Genomic DNA, 19,027 nt, shown 5'->3' on the forward strand with positions numbered 1-19,027 from the left:
TGTTGTGGGACAGCAGGAGGACGGGTTTTTACCCCTCAGTTGGACGAGAGTGGCGGCGGACCGGGTTGGACGAGCAGGGGTGCATCCTGTCGGGTGGATTGCATGCCGGGAGCCGTGAGCGGCTGGCCGCCCTTGCTCATCCCGGCGGGTAGCATCTCCAGCTTGCGGCTGGCGGTTTCCCCCGTTTCCAGATTGCGGAAGCCGATGGCGGTCGAGGTGACGGACAGCACCTGGACCTTGATCGTCTTACCGTTCGGAAGCTGGACAGGGAACACGCTGCCCTTGCGGAACTCGCGCGTGCTCACCAGGAAGCGCTGCTTCGCGAGATCCACCGTGTTCACCTCGATGGCGGACACGATGTCCACGAAAGGTGTCGGTGGTGTCGGCTTGTAGCTGGGTCGCGCCGAGGAAGAAACGATCTTCGGCTCGGGCGCCTTGAAGTCGGGATCTTGGAAACGGCCGAAGGGATCGGTCTTCCGGTCCTTGATCGAGAACCTGCCGGAGTAGGCGCTGATGTAAGCGGCCAGATTGGTGCCTGCCCCCGCATAGCGCGAAGGAAGCTTCAGCACCGCTTCTGCTTCTGGACTCGTTTCCTCCTTCTTCGGGGGCGCAGGTGCGGCGGCTGGCGCGCCGTTGGTGGGAGCCAGGCCGGTGGTGTCGAATCCTTCTGCGGATTGGGCAGAGGCTGGAATCGCCGCGAAAGACAGCGATACCACCACGAGCGATTGGATCAGGGGTAGCGTCTTCATTTTTCCCAAGAGGTGTAGGTTACAGCGAAGTTCATCGTCGACGAGGACGACACGCTCGGGTCGATCTTGAGTTCCTGCAGTTGCAGTTGCGGCATCAGCGTTTCCAGTTCCAGGAAAGCTCGCTGTACCGAGCGATAGGTACCACGGAAGGCGAGCTTCACTTGGGAGGACTTCTGGGCCGTGACCGTGCCTATGGTTCCCTCGCCGGATAGATACTCCACCGCGGTTTGTTGGAATTCCTTGGAAGGCAGGCGATCGGCGATCTCCTTCAGGCAAGAGGTGATCGAGTTTGCGGTCTCACGCTCAAGTTGTGCGGTCCAGCGTTCGACGTGCTCGCGCTTCTTGCTGATGTCCTTTTCGATGCCCTGCGAGCCGATGCGATTCTGCTCGGAGGATTTGTACAGCGACAGCTTCTGCTGGAAGGAAGCGGTCGCCTTCGACTTCAGGAAGAAGCCCCCGCCCACGATGATCGCGCAGATCGCGGCAGGCACTACAATGCCGAAGATGACGATCGATTGTCGGTAAAACATGGTAAGATGGAATTGTGGCTTGGCCGTGTCAGGGGGCCGCCGAGGCTTTCAGCGCCATCGGATCCGAGGATTCGAAGCGCTGTGTGATGGTGAGATCGAAGGAAAAGGGATAGGTGCTGTCGTCGAGGATGGACGCCTCTTCCAATGGGGCTTGCTTGAAGCCGGAGTTCTCAAGCGTGCGGACATTCACCACCAGCGTACGGTTGCCGATGGTGGTGCGAAAGGCCTCGTTGCCGGTGGCGTCTGCCACTTGGTTGAAGACCGCCGAGATCCCGTCTCGTGTATTCAGCACCGAGAGGCGTTCCAATGCCTCCTCGCGGGCAAGGCCGGTGATTTTCCATTCCTTCACGAAGCCCGCCATGACTTGGCCCGGTGTGTTTTCCGTCCGCACCGAGTGATTGAAGGTTTTGGCGAGGAAACCGCCATTCTCCGGGAAGAGAATGCCCAGAAGTTCCATGGAAGCCCATGCCTTCGAGCGGTCGGCCAACAGGTTGTCCCAGTGATCGATGCGGGTCCGCTCGGCGGATACCATCGCGAGCCGTTGCTTGCCTACCTGCGCGCTCTCGGCATTGAAGGCCCACTCCGGCTGACGGATCATTCCGACCATCCCGACAACAAGCCAACCCAGCGAAAGTAACGCGGCTGCGCCGAAGCCCAGCCTGGCATACCTCGCCATGCGCAGGAGCTTCATCTCCCCACGGTTGGGATATAGTTCGGCCGCCTCGTGCGCCATCGGCAGGAAATCCTGCGTTGCCCACCCCTCCGTGCGGAAATCGCTGAAGGTATGAGCGTTCGCAATCGGCGTTTCCGCAGCCGTGGTCAGTCCGGCAGTTACCAAGGGCTCGGGGAAGCTTACGCTGTTACTCCCCGCTTGATAGCGCGTGCCGCTCCAATCGATCTCGCGGATCGAGGTGGCCGGGAACACGACCTGGACATCCGCTGCCAGTTGCGGATCGGCGCCTTCGCCGATATTGAACAGGAAGATCTCCGGGTCCGCGAGTTCAAGGGCCGCGGCGGTTGTGGAAGTCGCGTGCCGCAAGTTTGTCGGACGGCGCTGGCCCCGGTGTTGAAGGGTGCGCAGCAAGCGCAGGTCGCCGTGCTCGTTGAAGAAGGCGAGCAGCGTGAAGCGCGGATAGGGCAGGATCGCGATGATCGGCCGTGTCACGGCGTCGGTCTTCAGGTCCGGCAGAGCCAGCAGGCAGATCAGCGGTGAGCTCACCGCCCGGGTCACGATCGGGAAATTGTTTTCCTCGCCGATGCGGCGCAGTCCATCGAGGAAAGGAGACCAGCGATGGCTGATGCAGAGGGTCGTGGCGATCGCCTCGCTGCCGGCGGCAGGGTAGGGGATCAAACGCCAGGAATTCTCGGCCTCGCTGACAGAAGCATCGTCGAGAACTCCCTTGGGATCGGTTTCGATCTGGGCACGCAATTCGGAAAGAGCTCCCGGATTGTCCAGCTCGGGCTTCAACTCGGAGGTCGCGAATTCGTCGGCTACATGCAGCACGACGGCGATCGAGGAAGCATTGGAGGCCTTGGCGGTGGCCAGAACTTGGTTCGCGAAAGCGGAAACCAAGGTGAGATCGGTGGCGCAGGCCTCGTCCGGCACTGGTCCGGCGGCCCAAGTGTTCGCGCGGCGGTTGTAGAGCCAGGAATCGATCCGGCTGCCGTCCACGCGGACGTGAAGCTGGAAATCCAGCTCGAGCGCGTTCTGATACCACGCGGTATTAGCCGCACGGCTGGTGCCGCGCAGGATCGCGCCGGCTTGGCGGAACCTCTGGAGAGGATTCAGCCCCGAGGGATGTTGGTAGGCGACCAAGGGTGTAGGTGGGTGAAGGTGGGAACAGCATTGGGGGGAGTTGGGGAGAATTGGGGGAAGGGGTCTCCCGCCCGCCGGAGCGGACGGGAGACAATGGCTGGTTCATTCCACTCGCAACCGCGAGGCCCGGGTGGAATAGGCAGCTTCAGACGATTACCAGTCGGAGTAGGAACCGGTGGCCGGAGCGTAGTCGGTTTCACCGGTGCCGGTGTAGGTCACGCCGAGCCAGAGGGTGCCCACTGGCGGCACGTTGGCACCACCGGCGTAGGCGGTGATTTCAGCCGCCGGCGGGTTAGGCTTGCGGAGGTAACCGCCGACACCGTCATCAAGCGGGCCGTAGATTTCGTTCTCGCCGCAGGCGCCCGTCGTTTCCGGCAGGTTACGCATGTTGGCGTGGCCACGAACCGCCTGCTGGGCATTGCGGATGTTCATGATGTTGGCCGAGCGGTCCGAACCCTTCTTCCAAGCGCGGGCGCCGACGAAGAGGATCGAGATGAGCGAAAGCAGAACGAGGATGACCACGGTCAGTTCGAGGAGGGTCATGCCGCTTGCGCGCTTGGAGGTACGAGTCAGTTTCATGTTTGGTGTGTGTATCTTTGGGTGTGTCTTTGTCTTGTCTTTGGCAGGAGATCGCACGTCTGGGTGTTTACAGGATTTCAGTATCGTCCCGGTTCATTCGTGCGTTCTCGAAAGTGGTTTCGGTGATCAGCCCCTGGCGCATCAGCCTGCGCAGGTTTGCATCCCACTCGATATTTCCGGCCCTGCGTATTACGTCTTCGAGTGATCTGGCACCTCCGTCGTAGTTTGTGATGGCGGAGGCGACAGCGTCGTCGTTGTTCTGCAGGAATTCGTAGGTCAGGACCCGCTTCTGGACCCCGTTGAGGAGGCCTTGCGAGTGGATGAAGATCAAAATCTCGGAAAGGCGGGAAAGCACCGCGGAGTGGTTCTCCTTCGGGTAGAGTTCCAGGATACGACCGATGGTCTTGACCGCACCGGTGGTGTGTAGCGTGGAGAGTACCAAGTGGCCGGTTTGTGCCGCTTCCATGCATGTTTCCATGGCCTCGCGGTCGCGGATTTCCCCCAAGAGGATGACGTGCGGCGCTTTACGCAGCACATCCTTCAGGCCCTGGCGGTAGGAGTGGACGTCCCGGCCGACTTCCTGCTGCGTCACCACGCTGGGGCAGGGGATGCGGCGTCCCGGATACTCCGGGTCATCCATGTCGTCGGGATATTGATATTCGATCGGGTCCTCCACCGTCACGATGTGCTTGCCGTGGTTGCGGCGCAGCCAGTCGATCAAGGCGGCGAGAGTGGTCGATTTGCCGGAGCCGGTTGGACCGGTCACCAGGCAGAGGCCGGCGCGCTTTTGTACCGCTTGGCGGAGCACATAGTTGGTATCGGCGTCGATACCGAGGCTCTCCAGCTCCGGAATGTAGTCATTCAGGATACGGCAGGTCACCCCTAGGCCGGACGAACTCAGGTGAGCTTGAATACGCAGGCGGCCGGAGCGCTCTCCATTCTCGCCCATCGGGATGCCATCGCAAGAGAAGTCGGCCACTTTTCTCTCGGCAAAATCACGGATCGCATTGGCGATCTTGTCTTCCACGCGCTCTTCCACGCTGTCCTTCTCTCCGAAGCCGTGGCTCGCGCTTTCCTTGTTCGAGATCAGTGTCTTCAGGATCTCGTCCATGTGGAACCCGTTCAGCAGTCCCAGGAAGTCGAGTTTCTCCACGCCCTTGTTGGTGTGGATATACACTGGCCGCTCGGTGCGCATCTGAATGTCCGAAACGCGCAGCTCCTTGCAGGTGCGGAAGATGATGCCCAGCAGCGTGGCCCCGTCCATCCCCGGCGCGAATCGCGGCAGCGCGACAGGAGAATTCCTGACGGGCAGCGGCGGCGGTTCATGTACGGCGGTGAACATGCGGGAGGTGAGAGACGGGAAGTTGCTTAGAAGGTGGAGCTGATCTCAGGGCTCTCCTTGGAAAGGCGTTCGATTGTTGCGGCGGAGGCGCTGCGGATCTTGGTGATGAATTCAAGGCGCTCTTGCATCTCGTATTGGCGCGCAGGGGAGAGGCGTCCGTATTCGCCGGATTCGATCCAGCGGTCGGTCAGTTCGTGATGGCGGGCCAGCGAGAAGTCCAAGCGCTTCAACTCGTCGCGCATCTGGTCGAGGCTGTAGTCCTGCTTGTGGAGGAACATCAGTTCCAAGACAGTCGCGGAAGCGGAGGCGGCGGTCAGTGCCGGGCGGGGATCGTGTTCCTCGCGCAGACAGTAGAGGATCGTGTTTTTCGCCAGAGCCAGCACCTTGTCGCTGAGGATCGGGCGCGTGCCCACCTGTGGCTCGCTCAGGAAGAGATGATACGAATTGTAGTTCGCGTAGTTGGAAGGATCCAGCTCGTAAGCCGTGCGGAGACGGTCTTCGATCTGGCGGCGCAGATATTTCTTGTGGGCCTCCGTCGCAGGGCGGGCGTTGGTGCGTTCCGTCACCGCTTCTTCCAGCCGCACGATGAGGCTCGGCGTGGAGTCTTCGCACTCGTCGTGAGACCCGTCGGAATGATCGTGACCGCAGTCACACTTCCGGCCCTTTTTGCCGGTCTCACCGGAAACCTCCACCGCGTGCCAGTCAGATGAAACACCGCCCTGTGCCGCGATCGCGATGACCTGACCATATGGGCTCATCTTCAGGCCCAAGGGATTCGGGAAGTAGTTGAAGTCCCCGCCCCCTGCCAGCTCCTTCGCGCCGTACGACCACAACGCGGCGCCAGCGAGGGCGAGCGTGGATGGGATCGCGAAATTGCGAAGGTTCATGATCTTAGGGAGGGAAAGGGAGGTAGAGATGAAATCTCAGGCAGCGGCACGGGTCCGGAAGACGAGGCGGGAGATCGCCGCGTAGACCAGGAGGATACCGCCGAAGTAGGCGAGGAGCAGAGGGAACTTGTCCCAAGCGATCGCGCCGAGCTTGTAGCGCAGGCGCTCGGTCGGATCCGCAAAGTGGTAATGCGGGGAGGCCGCCCAGATCCACTTCAGCACCGGATTGTCTTCCAAGTTGCCGAGCAGCTTGAGGTAGCCCACGCCGTAAAGGCCGTAGATGGCGAGACCGCCGGAAGTGAGGAAGCCGGTGAGACTGCCGAAGCGGGATGCCACGGCGCTCGCAAGAGCCACCAGCGGTGCCATCACGATCAGGAACAGCATCGCGTATTGGAAATTGGTGGCGATCCACATGCTCCGCTCGTCCGGGGCTGCCGGGCTGGCCGCCAGCATGCAGACCGCAGCGGAGAGCAGGGGTAGCGGGGCAAGGAAGGTGAAGACCGAGAGCCACATCTCGAAGAGCTGGCGGCTGGCCGAAATGCCTGTCGTCAGGAAGTACTCGCCGAGTCCGGAGCGTGCGTTGGATTCGCCCTGTTTCGCCGCCGTGAAGAAACCCCAGAAAATCGCCGAGAGCAGCGCCATGGCCCAGGTCGCTTGGGCGATCGCCGGCTTCTTCAGCACTTCGTTCTCCGTGCCGCTCGAAATCTGCGTGAGCAGGAAGGGCATCACACCGACGGCGAAGACACAGATGATCCAGGAATTCCTCCGGAACAGCGTGGTGGTGGTGAGACGGTAGAGTCGCATGGCTTCAGTTGAGCTGTTGCTTCAGGTGACTCCAGGTCTGCTCCGATCCCGTCGTGTGACGGATCCCTTCGCCTTGGATCACGATCGCGCTGGGCATTCCCATCGAATCGTAGTCCGGGTGGCAGCTCACCAGGCGCAAGACTCCGTCGGAGCTGGTGCGCCAGATGTTCTCGAAAATTTCGCGTGCATACGCGTCCAGCCCGCTGAAGGGCTCGTCCAGCAGCAGGATGTTCCCGCGCTTCGGATCGATCGAATATTCCGCCACGATCAGGTGCGTCTTGCGGCGGTTGCCGGTAGAGAGTTTCCCGTAGGGCTTGCGCACGTCCAATTCCATCGAGGTCGCCAGCTCGATCGCGGCCTTCCGCTTGTCCGCCGGTAGCATCGCGTTGAAAATCCCCGTGACCGTGATCTCCGGGTCGAAGCGCAGGTCTTCGGCCAGGAACTGAATCTTGCCCGTCGCTTCAAAAGCTCCGCCCATCGGCTTAAGGGTTTTCGAAACTGTCCGGAGCAGGGTGGTCTTGCCGCGACCATTGCGGGCGATCAGAAAATGCGTTCCGCCGCCCAGCACGATCTCTTCTGCCGCCGAGGCCAGAGGCTTCCCGTAGCCGATCGTCAGACCGGCCTGAAGCTTTAGCTGTGGAGGCTCAAAATTCATGCTCTTTGCAATCCAATGCTGCGATTTTCTACCCGGCGCAGGGCAGATATTCAAGTTTAATTAAATATCTGGCGTGCCGATGGGTCTAGGCTTTAGGAATTTTTTGTGAATGAAGCAATAAATTTTTGAACATTTTCCAAAGTTCTTGGTCATCAAGCCTTGGGGGTGGCCCTTTCCGACCGAAAATGACCCGATCTAGCAGACTTTTTGCTGCATGACACGGAATCGCGGTATTCCTGATGAGGTTATTGAAGAGTTGGCACGCTGAAATTTCAGCAGGAAGGGTGCCTCAGCGTGGGTTGCACGATTCAACTTTTTTCCGCGTGACGGTGGGGGGTGCGCTGTTACAACCCGCGCACCGAGCGAACGCATGGGATCAACAAAGCTGACTTACCAGCAGGCCGGGGTGGACACGCGCAGAGCGGCCGCCTTGGTGGGTGACATCAAGAGCCACGTGGCCCGCACGCAGCAGAACCGTAAGCTCCTCGGAGCATTCGGTCTCTTCGCTGCCTGCTACGATCTGAGTTCCTACAAGGAACCGGTGATCGTCACCGGCTGCGATGGCGTAGGCACCAAGCTGGAGCTGCTCCTTGAGCACGATCTGCTTGAGACCGCTGGCAAGGACCTCGTCGCGATGAGCGTGAACGACATCCTCACTACCGGTGGCGATCCGCTGCTCTTCCTCGATTACATCGGCATTGCCGCCCTTAATGAGGAGAAAATCACCCGCCTGATCGCAGGCATGGCCGATTATCTGGCCTCCTGCGATTGCATCCTCGCCGGCGGGGAAACCGCCGAAATGCCCGGAATCGTCCCTGCGGACGTGATCGAGCTCTCCGGTTTCTGCATCGGTTGCGCTGAAAAGCCGGACCTCGTCGATCCCTCCGCCCTCAAGGTCGGGGACGTTTTGGTCGGCTACAAGTCGGACAGCATCCACGCGAATGGCTGGAGCCTCGTCCGCCGCGTCCTGCGTGAGCATCCCGGCTGCGTGAGCGAGGAAGAACTTCTCGGTTTCTTGGAGCCGACCCGCCTCTATCACGACGTCGTCCGCGACATTCGCGCCGCCGGCGTGAAGCCCAAGGCCTACTCCCACATCACCGGTGGTGGCCTGCCGGAGAATCTCGAACGTCTCTTCCGCGGCTTCGGTGCGGATCTGGAAATCCCCGCATGGGAGCTTCCCGGCATCTCGAAGCTCCTCGAACACGTCGATTCGGAGGACCGCTTCCATACTTTCAACATGGGCATTGGCTGGGTTGCGATCGTCGCCGCGGAAGATGCGGAGAAGATCCTTTCCGCCGGCCCCGGCGGCACGATTCTGGGTACCTTGGTTGACACCGAGGGCGTTCGGGTGAAAGTCCGCGGCGAGTGAGCCCTAGCACCACCCGATGAGCGACTTCCTGAAGCACGAATGCGGAATCGCTGCGGTGCGGCTCCGCAAACCGCTGGCGTATTACTACGACCGTTACGGCACCGCGCTGTGGGGCTTCCAGAAGCTCTTCCTCCTGATGGAGAAGCAGCACAACCGCGGCCAAGACGGCGTCGGCATCGGCTGCGCCAAGCTGAACATGCCGCTCGGCCAGCCCTACATTTTCCGCCGCCGCGATAGCGAGCGGGATGGTCTGGCCAACATCTTCCGCAAGGAGATGAAGTCCTACCACAAGATGGCGCGGAAGGGCATCCTGGATACCTCCAAGCCGGACAGCGTGAAGGCGCACTACGATTTCGGCGGAGAGGTCCTCGTCGGTCACCTTCGCTACGGCACCTCCGGCGAGTTCGACGAAGGCTCCTGCCATCCCTACCTGCGCCGCAGTAACTGGCCCACCCGCACGCTCATGGTCATGGGCAATTTCAACATGACCAATGCCGCGGAGCTGAACCAAGTGCTCGTCGAGCGCGGCCAGCACCCGGTCTTCGGCACGGATACGCAGACGGTGCTCGAGGAAATCGGCTTCCATCTCGATGAGGCCCACACCGACCTCTACCGCAAGCTGCGGGACGAAGGCGTGGATGGCCGCGACATGCCGGACCGCATCTCCTCGCAGCTCGATCTCGCCCGTATCGTCGGCGAATCCGCCCAGCCATGGGACGGCGGCTACTCGATCTGTGGCGTCGTCGGAAACGGCGACATGTTCGTGATGCGCGATCCGCGCGGCATCCGTCCCTGCCACATGCTGGTCACGGATGAAGTGATTGCTTTCGCCTCCGAGCGCGTGCCGCTCATGACGGTGTTCGAAGCGGATGCCTCCCAGGTGAAAGCCGTCGATCCCGGCAGCATCATCACCATCAAGTCGGACGGCACTTTCACCGATCAGCCCTTCTCTCCGCCGCAGAAATACACGCCCTGCTCCTTCGAGAAGATCTACTTCTCCCGCGGCAACGACCCGCTGATCTACCGCGAGCGCAAGGCCATGGGGGCTTCGCTCGTCCCGCAGATCATGGAGGCCATTGGCGGTTCCTTCGACAAGGCCGTCTTCTCCTTCATCCCGAACACCGCGGAAACCGCCTACTACGGCCTCATGGACGGCCTGCGTCTCTTCCGTCGTCAGGAGGTGCGCTCCGCCATCCTCGAAGCGCAGTCCAAGGGCGAGCTCACGCCGGAAGCGCTCGACGACTTGATCCTCCGCAATTGGCCGCGTGGCGAAAAGATCGCCCACAAGGACATCAAGATGCGGACCTTCATCGCACAGGAGAAGGGTCGCGATCAACTCGTCTCCCACGTCTACGACATCACCTACGGCGTCGTCCGTCCGGAGGACGCGCTCGTGGCCTTGGATGACTCGATTGTCCGCGGCACCACCCTCAAGAAGTCGATCCTCAAGATCCTAGCACGCACCTCGCCGCGGAAGATTGTCGTCTGCTCCACCGCCCCGCAGATCCGCTATCCGGACTGCTACGGCATCGACATGTCGGAGCTCGGCAAGTTCATCGCCTTCCAAGCCGCCGTGGCTCTCCATCGCCGCGCCGGTCGCCAAGCTCTGCTCGACCAGATCTACGAGGAATGTCGCGATGAACTGCGGAAGCCGCACGGCCAGATGGTCAACCGGGTGAAGCGTGTCTACGAAGCCTTCACGCCGGAAGAAATCTCCGCAGAGATCAGCCGCATGGTTTCGCCGGAGGATATCGATTGGGATGGCGAGGTGCAGGTCATCTTCCAAACCATCGAGGACCTCCACGCCTCGATCAAGGGCCCCTGCGGCGACTGGTATTTCACCGGCGACTATCCCACCGCGGGAGGCTATTCGATGGTCAATGCCGCCTATGTCCGTTGGTACGACGGAGTTGGCGGCCGCAGCTACGGCCTGCAACTCTGATCCCTTCGACGCGGCGCAACCGCCCTTTGGCATCTTTGTTCCTGCTCTTTCGGAGTCGTCGGGGAGCCGTGCCCGCAACAACGGCTCTCAAAGCGCGCCGCGATTCCTCTTGAGGAAGAAATTTTCGTGGATATTTCGCATTTCTAAATCACTGAAAACTAAGGGATCAGGCTCTCCCAATCATCGCCTTTCAAAAAATTTCCATAAAATTTGGAAATCCACCTGAGTCGATTGCGATTGGTCCAGTAATGACGAGCTTCCTCTCCAACGCAAACCTGACCGGCACGGACGTTCCGGGGGGTGCGCTCCGGGCTGAAAGGTTGCACGCTGGGTTGAATCTCGTCTTGGCACCGCTTGGGAGCGAAAGCTCCCCGGTGCCGACCATTTTCCAAATGCTGGCCCTGATGGGGGGAACGGTTGCCACACGCGAAGGTCGTGAAGCGAAAGAAGGCCGGGGGGCCTCCTTCGTGGATAGCCCGAGCAGGCACTGTCTGTCATGGACCAGTCGAACGGGATCGGCCCACCAACGGCCGGGGGGCCTGTCAGGTGGACCGATCCCGATGATTTCCTGGTTGTCGGCTAATTAGTATTCAGGTGCTGCCAGGGTCCGGGGGGACCCTGGCGCGCTGAGGCCACACTGGAGAAAGTTCTCACACGCACACACACCTGCTCATGATGGGCCGGGACCGTTTAATCCGGGGGGATTAGCAGCGGTCCCGGCCCGCTTGCGTCTGCACCACCGCTTTTTCCAAAGTCTCGACATCGGAACCTCGGCAGGAGATTGGTTTCACGCGATTCTCCTCCCCCTTCGCACGATGGATCTCCTCCTCCGCATCAAATGGCGTCCCGGCATCGGGGATGATAGCGCCTTGGGGTGGTTCACGGTCCTTGCCTACGCCGTCGCCGCCTGCCTCGCCCTTCTGGTGTGGAAGAAGGCCGCCATCGGCAGGAAGATCTGGTTCTGGGTGGGCCTGCTCATGGCGCTCCTTTGCCTGAACAAGCAGCTCGATCTCCAGTCCCTCTTCACCGATCTCGGTCGGGAGGTCGCGAATGCCGGCGGCTGGTACGGCCAACGCCGCGGGGTGCAGAAGTGGTTCGTGATCGGCGTGATCCTCGGAGCTGCTGTCTTCGGGGCTTGGTTCGCCTGGCGCTTCCGGAATTTCCTCGTGCATCACAAGCTGCTCTCCCTCGGCCTGCTCTTCCTGCTCACCTTCATCGTCGTCCGAGCCATCTCCTTCCATCACGTCGATGTTTTCCTGAAGACGGAGTTCGCCGGGATCCGCATAAACGGCATCTTGGAGCTCGGCGGCATCTTCCTGATCGCCGCGGCCGCCATCCGTGAGCGGCTTTCGCAGATGAAATCCGCGCCGTCCTTGCGGCGATGAGGACACAGGTTTCCGCCTCCGCATGAAAGGCCATGCCGCGTCTCATCCGTTGAGCGCGATGCCACCTTTCCCATGACCCGCCTTCTCCTGCTGCTCGCCACCCTCAGCGCCTCCGCCCAAGAAAAGGACTGGGGCACCTACCTCGGCGACAAGGCTTCGAGCCACTACTCGCAGCTCCAGCAGATCACGCCTGCGAACGTGGCCACCCTCGAACCGGCCTGGACCTATCATTCCGGCGGGGCCGATCCCCAGAATCGCTCCCAGATCCAGTGCAACCCGCTGGTCAAGGATGGCATCCTCTACGGCACCTCGCCGGACTTCCGGCTCTTCGCCATTCACGCCGCCACTGGCGAAAAGAAGTGGAACTTCGATCCCGCTGCGGAAGGCATGCCGAAGGGCGGCGTGAACCGCGGTATCGTCTACTGGTGCGGGGCAGGGGAGCCGCGCATTCTTTACGCGAATGATCGCTTCCTCCACGCCATCGATGCGAAGACCGGCAAGCGCGTCACTTCCTTCGGCAAGGGCGGCAGCATCGACCTGCGCGAGAACCTCGGCGCCCACTCGGGAGACCTCTACCTCTCCGCGAATACCCCCGGCGTGATCTTCCGTGACCTCCTCATCATAGGCATGCGTCTCGGGGAGGGCCCGGCACCCGCCGCTCCCGGCCCGATCCGCGCCTTCAATCTCCACACCGGCGAGCTCGTCTGGCGCTTCAATACCATCCCGCTGCCCGGCGAGCCCGGGCACGAGACTTGGCCGCCGAATGCTTACAAGACCATCGGCGGCGCGAATGTCTGGACCGGCTTCGCCCTCGATGAAGCCCGCGGCCTCGTCTTCTGCCCCACCGGTTCCGCCGCCTTCGATTTCTGGGGCGGCGACCGCATCGGCAAGAACCTCTTCGCGAATTGCCTGATCGCGATCGATGCCGCCACCGGCAAGTACCGCTGGCACTTCCAGTTCGTGCATCACGATCTATGGGACCGCGATCTGCCCGCGCCACCGAATCTTCTCACCGTCACCCACGCCGGCCGCCGTATCGATGCCGTCGCACAGGTCACGAAGTCCGGCCACGTCTTCCTCTTCGAGCGCGACACCTGGACCCCGCTCTTTCCCATCGAGGAGAAGCCCGTGCCACCCTCCGATCTGCAGGGAGAGTCCGCATGGCCCACCCAGCCTTTCCCGCAAAGGCCTGCACCCTTTGCCCGTCAGATCTTCAATGAATCCGAGGCCACCGACCTTGCTCCCGATTCCCGCAAAACTGTCCTCGCTCAACTCGCGAAGGTCCGTTCCCATGTCCCCTTCGCGCCGCCCAGCCAGCAGGGCACCGTGATCTTCCCGGGCTTCGATGGCGGGGCGGAGTGGGGTGGCGCCGCCGCGGATCCGGATGGCATCCTCTACGTGAACGCGAACGAGATGCCGTGGATCCTCACCATGGTGCCCGCCAAGTCCGGCGAAGGCTCGCCCGCCACCGGCGAAGCGATCTTCGCCCAGATCTGCGCCGCCTGTCATGGGGCCGACCGCAAGGGGAATGCTGCCCAGAATGTCCCGGATCTCACCACCCTTGCCACCCGGCTGAAGAAGCCCGATGTCGAGACTCTGCTCAAAACCGGCAAGGGTGTGATGCCCTCCTTCGCCTTTCTAACAGATAGCCAGCGCTCCAAGCTCGTCGACTTCCTCTACGGGGAATTGCCTGCCAACGATCCCGGCCGGAAAGAGGAGCCCGGTGGTCACGCCCTCGGCTCCATGCCCTACTCGACCACCGGCTACAACCGCTGGCTCGATCCCCAAGGTTACCCCGCCGTGAAGCCGCCCTGGGGCACCCTCCATGCCATCGACCTGAATGACGGCAGCTACAAATGGAGCGTCCCCCTCGGCGAATATCCCGAGCTCAGCGCGAAGGGTATCCCGAAGACCGGCACCGAGAACTACGGCGGTCCGGTCGTCACCGCCGGCGGCCTCGTCTTTATCGCTGCCAGCCGGGACGAGCACATCCGCGCTTTCGACCGCAAGACCGGTGCCGAACTCTGGAAGGCCAAGCTCCCCGCCGGCGGCTACGCCACCCCCGCCACCTACGAGGTGAATGGCCGGCAGTTCCTCGTCATCGCCTGCGGTGGCGGAAAGATGGGCACCAAGAGCGGCGATGCCTACGTCGCCTTCGCACTCCCCCACTAATACTCTCCCGCCTCGCAGGGTACGTAGTCCCGCCTTCAGGCGGTGGGGGTGCGTGATTCTTCAGCCTATCGTCCCCTTGAAGCCCATGGATCGATCTCCGAGCCCGACACTCTCCCGCGTTGCGAACCCTCAATCCCCCCGCCATGCTCCCGCCATGCGGTGGATGCTCCTGCTCACGATTCCGACTCTCGCGCTGGCTCAGGAAAAGAAAGTCGTGCCACCGGATCCGGATGAGGCCGCTTACCCCGCCATCGAGCGCTTCGTGAAAGTGCTGGAGCAAGTCCGCCAGCGGCACCCGGATGCGGACAAGGTCGCCTACGACCGCCTCGTGAACCATGCCCTCGAAGGCATGCTCTCCAGCCTCGATCCTTTCTCCAGTTTCATCCATCCGGAGATGGCCCGCGCCCTTGAAGCGGACCCGAAGCTCGATCCCTACATTCCCTCGCTCGGCCTCACCCTCGGCCTGCGGGATGACGGCGTCTTCGTCGCGAACGTGGCACCCGCATCGCCCGCTTCCCGTGCCGGCCTCCTTGCCGGATCTTCGATCCTGGAAGTCGATGGTGCCGCGCCGCCGCCGCTGTCGCCCCTGCTTTCCACGCTGAAGAAGGTCCCGGGCATGAAGACCACGCTCAAGCTGAAGTCTTTGACCGAGCCCCAGCCCATCACCGTGGATCTCGTCCACGTCGCCGTCGAAGAGCGCGCCGTTACCGATGCCCGCCTCCTGGATGACCAGAGCACCGGTTACATCCGCCTCACGTCCTTCATGGGCACCTGCGCCCGCGAGATCGAAGCCGCCCTCGATGAACTCGAGGACAAGGGCATGAAGACCCTCATCCTCGACCTCCGCGGCAACCCCGGCGGTGACCTTCACCAGACCGTCCAGATCCTTGGCTACTTCCTCCCGCCGAATACGGCCGTCGTCACCACTCAGGGCCGGGGTGGGGAGGCGCAAGGAGACCCGCTCAAAACGCCCGATCGCCAGCGTCGCAAACGCGAATATCCGATCCGGGTGCTCATCGACCACATGTCTGCCTCCGCTTCCGAACTCACGGCCGGTGCCCTGCAGGATCTCAAGCGTGCCACCATCGTTGGCGAGACCAGCTATGGAAAAGGCTCGGTGCAGAACATCGTCCCCATGGGTGGCGGCACCGCCTTGCGGATCACCATCGCCACCTATCACACGCCCTCCGGTAATACCCCGCACCGCAAGGGCATCACCCCCGACATCAAGGTGGAGATGAGCGATGCCGACCGCACCAAGCTCCAGCTTTCCTATCGCAAGGACTCCCTTACTCCCGAGGAGGCCAAGCAGCTCGAAGGCTGGGAAGACCCCGGCCTGAAAGCGGCCAAGGAAGCGAAGTAATCAACCCACTCGCACGATGAGATCCATCGTCTCGGCAATCCTCATCCTCTCCGCCAGCTTGGCCTGCTCGGAAGAAGAGGCAGCAACCAAGATCACCGTCCACCTCTGCGGCGAGGCGAGAAAGCCGGGCAAGCATGAGATCCCGCCCGCCTGTAGCTACGAGGAGCTGGAAAAGGCCACGGGCGGGTGGACCGAGTGGGGCTCGGGCAAACGCTTCTTTTTTCTCCGTTTTCCACGATGGAAGGGCTTTTCATGCAGAATGGTCTGCAACAACGCATACAGGAGGTCCTGCAATCCGGGCAATTGGAGAAGAAGGATGGCCGCTTCGTCTTTCTTCCGGGAGACGTGATCTACATCCCTATGAAAAGCGTCGCAGCCCGATAGTTCGCATCTTCTTCCTTGGCACTTGGAACTTCTTCCTTGGAACTTCCCGCCGTGCTCCTGCTCGCCCTCGAATCTTCCTGCGATGAAACCGCGGTCGCCATCCTCTCCGGCGAGCCCGGGCAGCCTGCACGCATCCTTGCCTCGGAGATCGCCTCGCAGATCGAGCTGCATCGCCAATACGGCGGTGTCGTTCCGGAGGTCGCCTCGCGCAATCACTCGCTGCACCTCAGACCCCTCGTCGAGCAAGCCCTCGCACACGCCGGGGTGAACATGCGTCAGATCGATGCCTTCGCTGCCACCTCCGGTCCCGGCCTCGCCTCTTCGCTCCTCATCGGTGCCACCGCGGCCAAAGCCATGGCTGCTGCCGCGGGCAAGCCCTTCATCGCCGCCAATCACTTGGAGGGCCACCTGCTCTCGCCCTTCGTCGATACCGGCATCGTGCCTCCTCACCTGGGCCTCATCGTTTCCGGTGGCCACACGCTTTTGTTAGATGTCGAAGCTCCGGGGGCTTATCGCAAGCTCGGCAGCACCCGTGATGATGCCGCGGGCGAAGCCTTCGACAAGGTCGCGAAGATGCTCGGCTTGCCTTATCCCGGCGGTCCCGAGATCGAGAGAACGGCGCACGATGGCAGATGCGATGCCTTCTCCTTCCCGCGCTCCATGATGAAGGAGCCCGGCTTCGACTTTTCCTTCTCCGGTCTCAAGACCGCCGTTCTCTACACCCTCTCCGAGCGCAACCCCGAAACCGGCACCCCGCTCCCAGACGATCTCGCCGATCTCTGTGCCTCTTTCCAAGAAGCCGTCATCGAAGTCCTCGTCGTCAAAACCATCCGCGCCGCGAAGCACTCCGGCCGCCGCCTCATCGCCCTCTCCGGCGGCGTCAGCCTGAACAAAACCCTGCGCGCCGCCTTTGAGAAAGCCTGCCATCGCGAGGGCATCACCCTCGCCCTCGCTACCCCCGGCCTCTGCACCGACAATGCTGCCATGATCGGCTTCGCCGGCCTGCTCCGCGCCTTCGCCGGCGAGAGTTCCCCCCTCGATGGCGACATCGATCCGAATCTCACCCTCGCCGCGCGCTGAGACCTTCCCTCCGAGCATCCTTGCCTCGACTGCCATTCCCGTCTTTCCTTGATCGCGATGGCTTACCGCACCGTGATTTTCGATTTCGATGGCACTCTGGCAGACACGCTGGAAGAGAGCCGCCGGATCTACAATCACCTCGCCCCGGACTACGGCCTGCGCGAAGTCGATGCGGAGGAACTCCCGAAGCTCCGCCACTTCTCCCTGCTGGAACTCCTCGGGCATCTCGACATCCCGAAGCGCCGCGTGCCCTCGCTGCTCTCCCGCGGCACCGCCCTCATGCGCGGGAATATCACCCGTCTCCAGCTCATCCCCGGCATCGCGGAGATCCTCCCGGAGATGCGCGATCGCGCGGAGTCCTTCGGCATCCTGACCTCGAACGCCACGGCCAACGTGGACCTCTTCCTCCGCGCCCACGGCCTGCGCGAGCACTTCGACTTCATCTCCTCCACCTCCAAGCTCACCGGAAAATCCAAGCACCTCCGCGCCATCCGCAAGACCTTCTCGGTCCGCGAGGATGAGATGCTCTACGTGGGCGACGAGATCCGCGATATCCGCGCCTCCAAGAAGGCGGGAATCGCGGTTGCCGCGGTGACTTGGGGCTTCAATTCCCCCGAATCCCTTCGGGCGGAGGATCCCGAGCACCTCGTCCACGCCCCGGCCGAGCTCCTCGCACTGGTGCAACCGCGCTGAAATGGAAGGAAATTTCCGGGTTCGACAATCGCGGGCGGCTTGTCAAACCTGCCCGCCATGAATCCCGAGCCCGCCACCCCCGAGCCGCAAGCCCCGGCACCGGAGACCCCCACCACCAAGACCATCGCCGCCGTGCCGCCTTCGGTGCTGGCCCTCGGCTTCATCGCCATCGTCTTGCTCGGCGTGCTCGTCGCCGTGAGCCTGAAGGACAAGTCCGGTAAGGATACCTCCACCGAGGATCCCGCCCTCAAGGAGATGAAGGGCCGTCTTCAGGCGCTCCAAGACAACGTCAACCAAGACCGTGCCAAGCTCGGCCTGTCGCCGCTCTACAATGCCGGCAACACCGAGTCCGCCGAAGCCGTGGCCAAGCGCATCACCGACGATGCCGCCACCCTCGTGGCCCTCTCGAAGGGCGTGAGCGACCTGATCACCACCAAGGACGCCGAGCGCTCGAAGACCGCCAACGAACTCACCGAGGCTCTCAAGCGCCAGACCGCTCTGCTCGAGGAACTCACCAAGACCAAGCGCGAGCGTGACGAAGCCGTCATCGAAGCCTCCACCGCCGGCACCGCCCGCCTCCAGCTCGAAAAGGCCAGCAGCACCATCACCACGCTGACGAAGGAAATCGAAAGCCTGAAAAAAGGCCCGCTCGATCTCCAAGCCCGCCTTGCCACCGTCACCGCCGAGCGCGACGCACTCCTCGCCCGCCTCACCGAGCTCGAAGCCCGCGTCTCGAAGAACTCGCTCTTCGCTGGCACCGAAGCCGAACTCTTCACCGAAGCCGTCGAACTCTTCCGCGAGCTCCGCGGGCTCGAAGGCAAGCCGGATTCCGATATCGCCCAGGCCTACAGCCAGTTCGGTGTAAAACTGGGTGCCAGCGTCTATGGCAAGCTTGAGTTCCCCACCGGCTCGGCCGATCTCGCGCCAGCCGATATCGCAAGGGTGGAAGCCTTCCCGGTCGAAGCCGCCGACAACGCCGTCATCATGGTCGTCGGTTACGCTTCCGAAACCGGCAATGTCGATGCCAACCGCGCCCTCTCCTCCGATCGCGCCACCGCCGTCGCCCGCCTCTTGGATGCCACCAAGAAGCCCGGCCAGCGCGTCCAGGCCTCCTACCTCGGCCAGACCGATCGCTTCGGGTCCCAAGTTCCCGAGCGCAACCAGATCTGCGAGGTCTGGCAGATCGTCCCGAAGGCCGAATAAGCCTGCCGCTTTCCCCGAAACCAAAAGACCCGCCATCCTCTCGGATCGCGGGTCTTCTCTTTGGATCTCCTCAG

The 19,027-nt window shown here is 62.3% G+C and carries 17 protein-coding genes; 9 read left to right on the forward strand and 8 right to left on the reverse strand.

Annotated features, from left to right (window positions below; genetic code table 11):
- Window positions 1-35 precede the first annotated feature (35 nt).
- From OJ996_RS16170 to OJ996_RS16205, 8 genes are all read right to left on the reverse strand, one after another.
- Complete coding sequence (locus tag OJ996_RS16170) at window positions 36-749, reverse strand: hypothetical protein (RefSeq protein ID WP_264514663.1); 714 nt, start codon at window positions 747-749, stop codon at window positions 36-38.
- Entirely contained in the window at window positions 746-1,279 is a 534-nt protein-coding gene (locus OJ996_RS16175) for a hypothetical protein (RefSeq protein ID WP_264514664.1), read from the reverse strand. The genes OJ996_RS16170 and OJ996_RS16175 overlap by 4 nt, the downstream gene beginning before the upstream one ends.
- Window positions 1,280-1,307: 28 nt before the next feature.
- Window positions 1,308-3,095 carry a hypothetical protein gene (locus tag OJ996_RS16180; RefSeq protein WP_264514665.1) on the reverse strand — a complete coding sequence of 596 codons (1,788 nt, stop codon included), beginning with the start codon at window positions 3,093-3,095 and terminating at the stop codon, window positions 1,308-1,310.
- Window positions 3,096-3,248: 153 nt separating this feature from the next.
- Entirely contained in the window at window positions 3,249-3,674 is a 426-nt protein-coding gene (locus OJ996_RS16185; RefSeq protein ID WP_264514666.1) for a hypothetical protein, read from the reverse strand.
- Window positions 3,675-3,741: 67 nt separating this feature from the next.
- Window positions 3,742-5,016, reverse strand: coding sequence for a type IV pilus twitching motility protein PilT (locus tag OJ996_RS16190; RefSeq protein ID WP_264514667.1), 1,275 nt, complete (start codon window positions 5,014-5,016; stop codon window positions 3,742-3,744).
- Window positions 5,017-5,042: 26 nt separating this feature from the next.
- The gene (locus OJ996_RS16195; RefSeq protein ID WP_264514668.1) at window positions 5,043-5,903 is read right to left on the reverse strand and encodes a hypothetical protein; all 861 of its coding nucleotides are present in this window, start codon (window positions 5,901-5,903) and stop codon (window positions 5,043-5,045) included.
- Window positions 5,904-5,939: 36 nt separating this feature from the next.
- Complete coding sequence (locus tag OJ996_RS16200; RefSeq protein WP_264514669.1) at window positions 5,940-6,707, reverse strand: hypothetical protein; 768 nt, start codon at window positions 6,705-6,707, stop codon at window positions 5,940-5,942.
- Window positions 6,708-6,711: 4 nt separating this feature from the next.
- Window positions 6,712-7,362, reverse strand: a complete 651-nt coding sequence (locus OJ996_RS16205) for an ATP-binding cassette domain-containing protein (RefSeq protein WP_264514670.1) — start codon at window positions 7,360-7,362, stop codon at window positions 6,712-6,714.
- Between the two features lie 370 nt (window positions 7,363-7,732).
- Here OJ996_RS16205 and purM point away from each other — a divergent pair, with 370 nt between their 5' ends.
- The 9 genes from purM to OJ996_RS16250 all read left to right on the forward strand — a co-directional run bounded on the left by purM (window position 7,733) and on the right by OJ996_RS16250 (window position 18,953).
- Entirely contained in the window at window positions 7,733-8,731 is a 999-nt protein-coding gene (purM, locus tag OJ996_RS16210; protein ID WP_264514671.1) for a phosphoribosylformylglycinamidine cyclo-ligase, read from the forward strand.
- Window positions 8,732-8,747: 16 nt separating this feature from the next.
- Window positions 8,748-10,673: an amidophosphoribosyltransferase gene (locus tag OJ996_RS16215; protein ID WP_264514672.1), complete on the forward strand. Its 1,926-nt coding sequence runs from the start codon at window positions 8,748-8,750 to the stop codon at window positions 10,671-10,673.
- An 815-nt stretch (window positions 10,674-11,488) separates the two neighbouring features.
- Window positions 11,489-12,058, forward strand: coding sequence for a hypothetical protein (locus tag OJ996_RS16220; RefSeq protein ID WP_264514673.1), 570 nt, complete (start codon window positions 11,489-11,491; stop codon window positions 12,056-12,058).
- Window positions 12,059-12,130: 72 nt separating this feature from the next.
- A complete protein-coding gene (locus tag OJ996_RS16225; RefSeq protein WP_264514674.1) occupies window positions 12,131-14,230 on the forward strand; it encodes an outer membrane protein assembly factor BamB family protein in 2,100 nt (699 codons plus the stop codon).
- A gap of 154 nt (window positions 14,231-14,384) precedes the next feature.
- The gene (locus OJ996_RS16230; RefSeq protein WP_264514675.1) at window positions 14,385-15,593 is read left to right on the forward strand and encodes a S41 family peptidase; all 1,209 of its coding nucleotides are present in this window, start codon (window positions 14,385-14,387) and stop codon (window positions 15,591-15,593) included.
- Window positions 15,594-15,609: 16 nt separating this feature from the next.
- On the forward strand, window positions 15,610-15,942 hold the full coding sequence (locus tag OJ996_RS16235) for a hypothetical protein (RefSeq protein ID WP_264514676.1): 333 nt from the start codon (window positions 15,610-15,612) through the stop codon (window positions 15,940-15,942).
- 86 nt (window positions 15,943-16,028) lie between these two features.
- Window positions 16,029-17,057 (forward strand): tRNA (adenosine(37)-N6)-threonylcarbamoyltransferase complex transferase subunit TsaD, encoded by a 1,029-nt coding sequence (gene tsaD, locus OJ996_RS16240; RefSeq protein ID WP_264514677.1) that lies wholly within the window; start codon window positions 16,029-16,031, stop codon window positions 17,055-17,057.
- Window positions 17,058-17,114: 57 nt separating this feature from the next.
- Complete coding sequence (locus OJ996_RS16245) at window positions 17,115-17,750, forward strand: HAD hydrolase-like protein (protein WP_264514678.1); 636 nt, start codon at window positions 17,115-17,117, stop codon at window positions 17,748-17,750.
- Window positions 17,751-17,807: 57 nt separating this feature from the next.
- The gene (locus OJ996_RS16250) at window positions 17,808-18,953 is read left to right on the forward strand and encodes an OmpA family protein (protein WP_264514679.1); all 1,146 of its coding nucleotides are present in this window, start codon (window positions 17,808-17,810) and stop codon (window positions 18,951-18,953) included.
- The last annotated feature ends 74 nt before the right edge of the window (window positions 18,954-19,027 follow it).

Source organism: Luteolibacter rhizosphaerae (assembly GCF_025950095.1).
GTDB lineage: Bacteria > Verrucomicrobiota > Verrucomicrobiia > Verrucomicrobiales > Akkermansiaceae > Haloferula > Haloferula rhizosphaerae.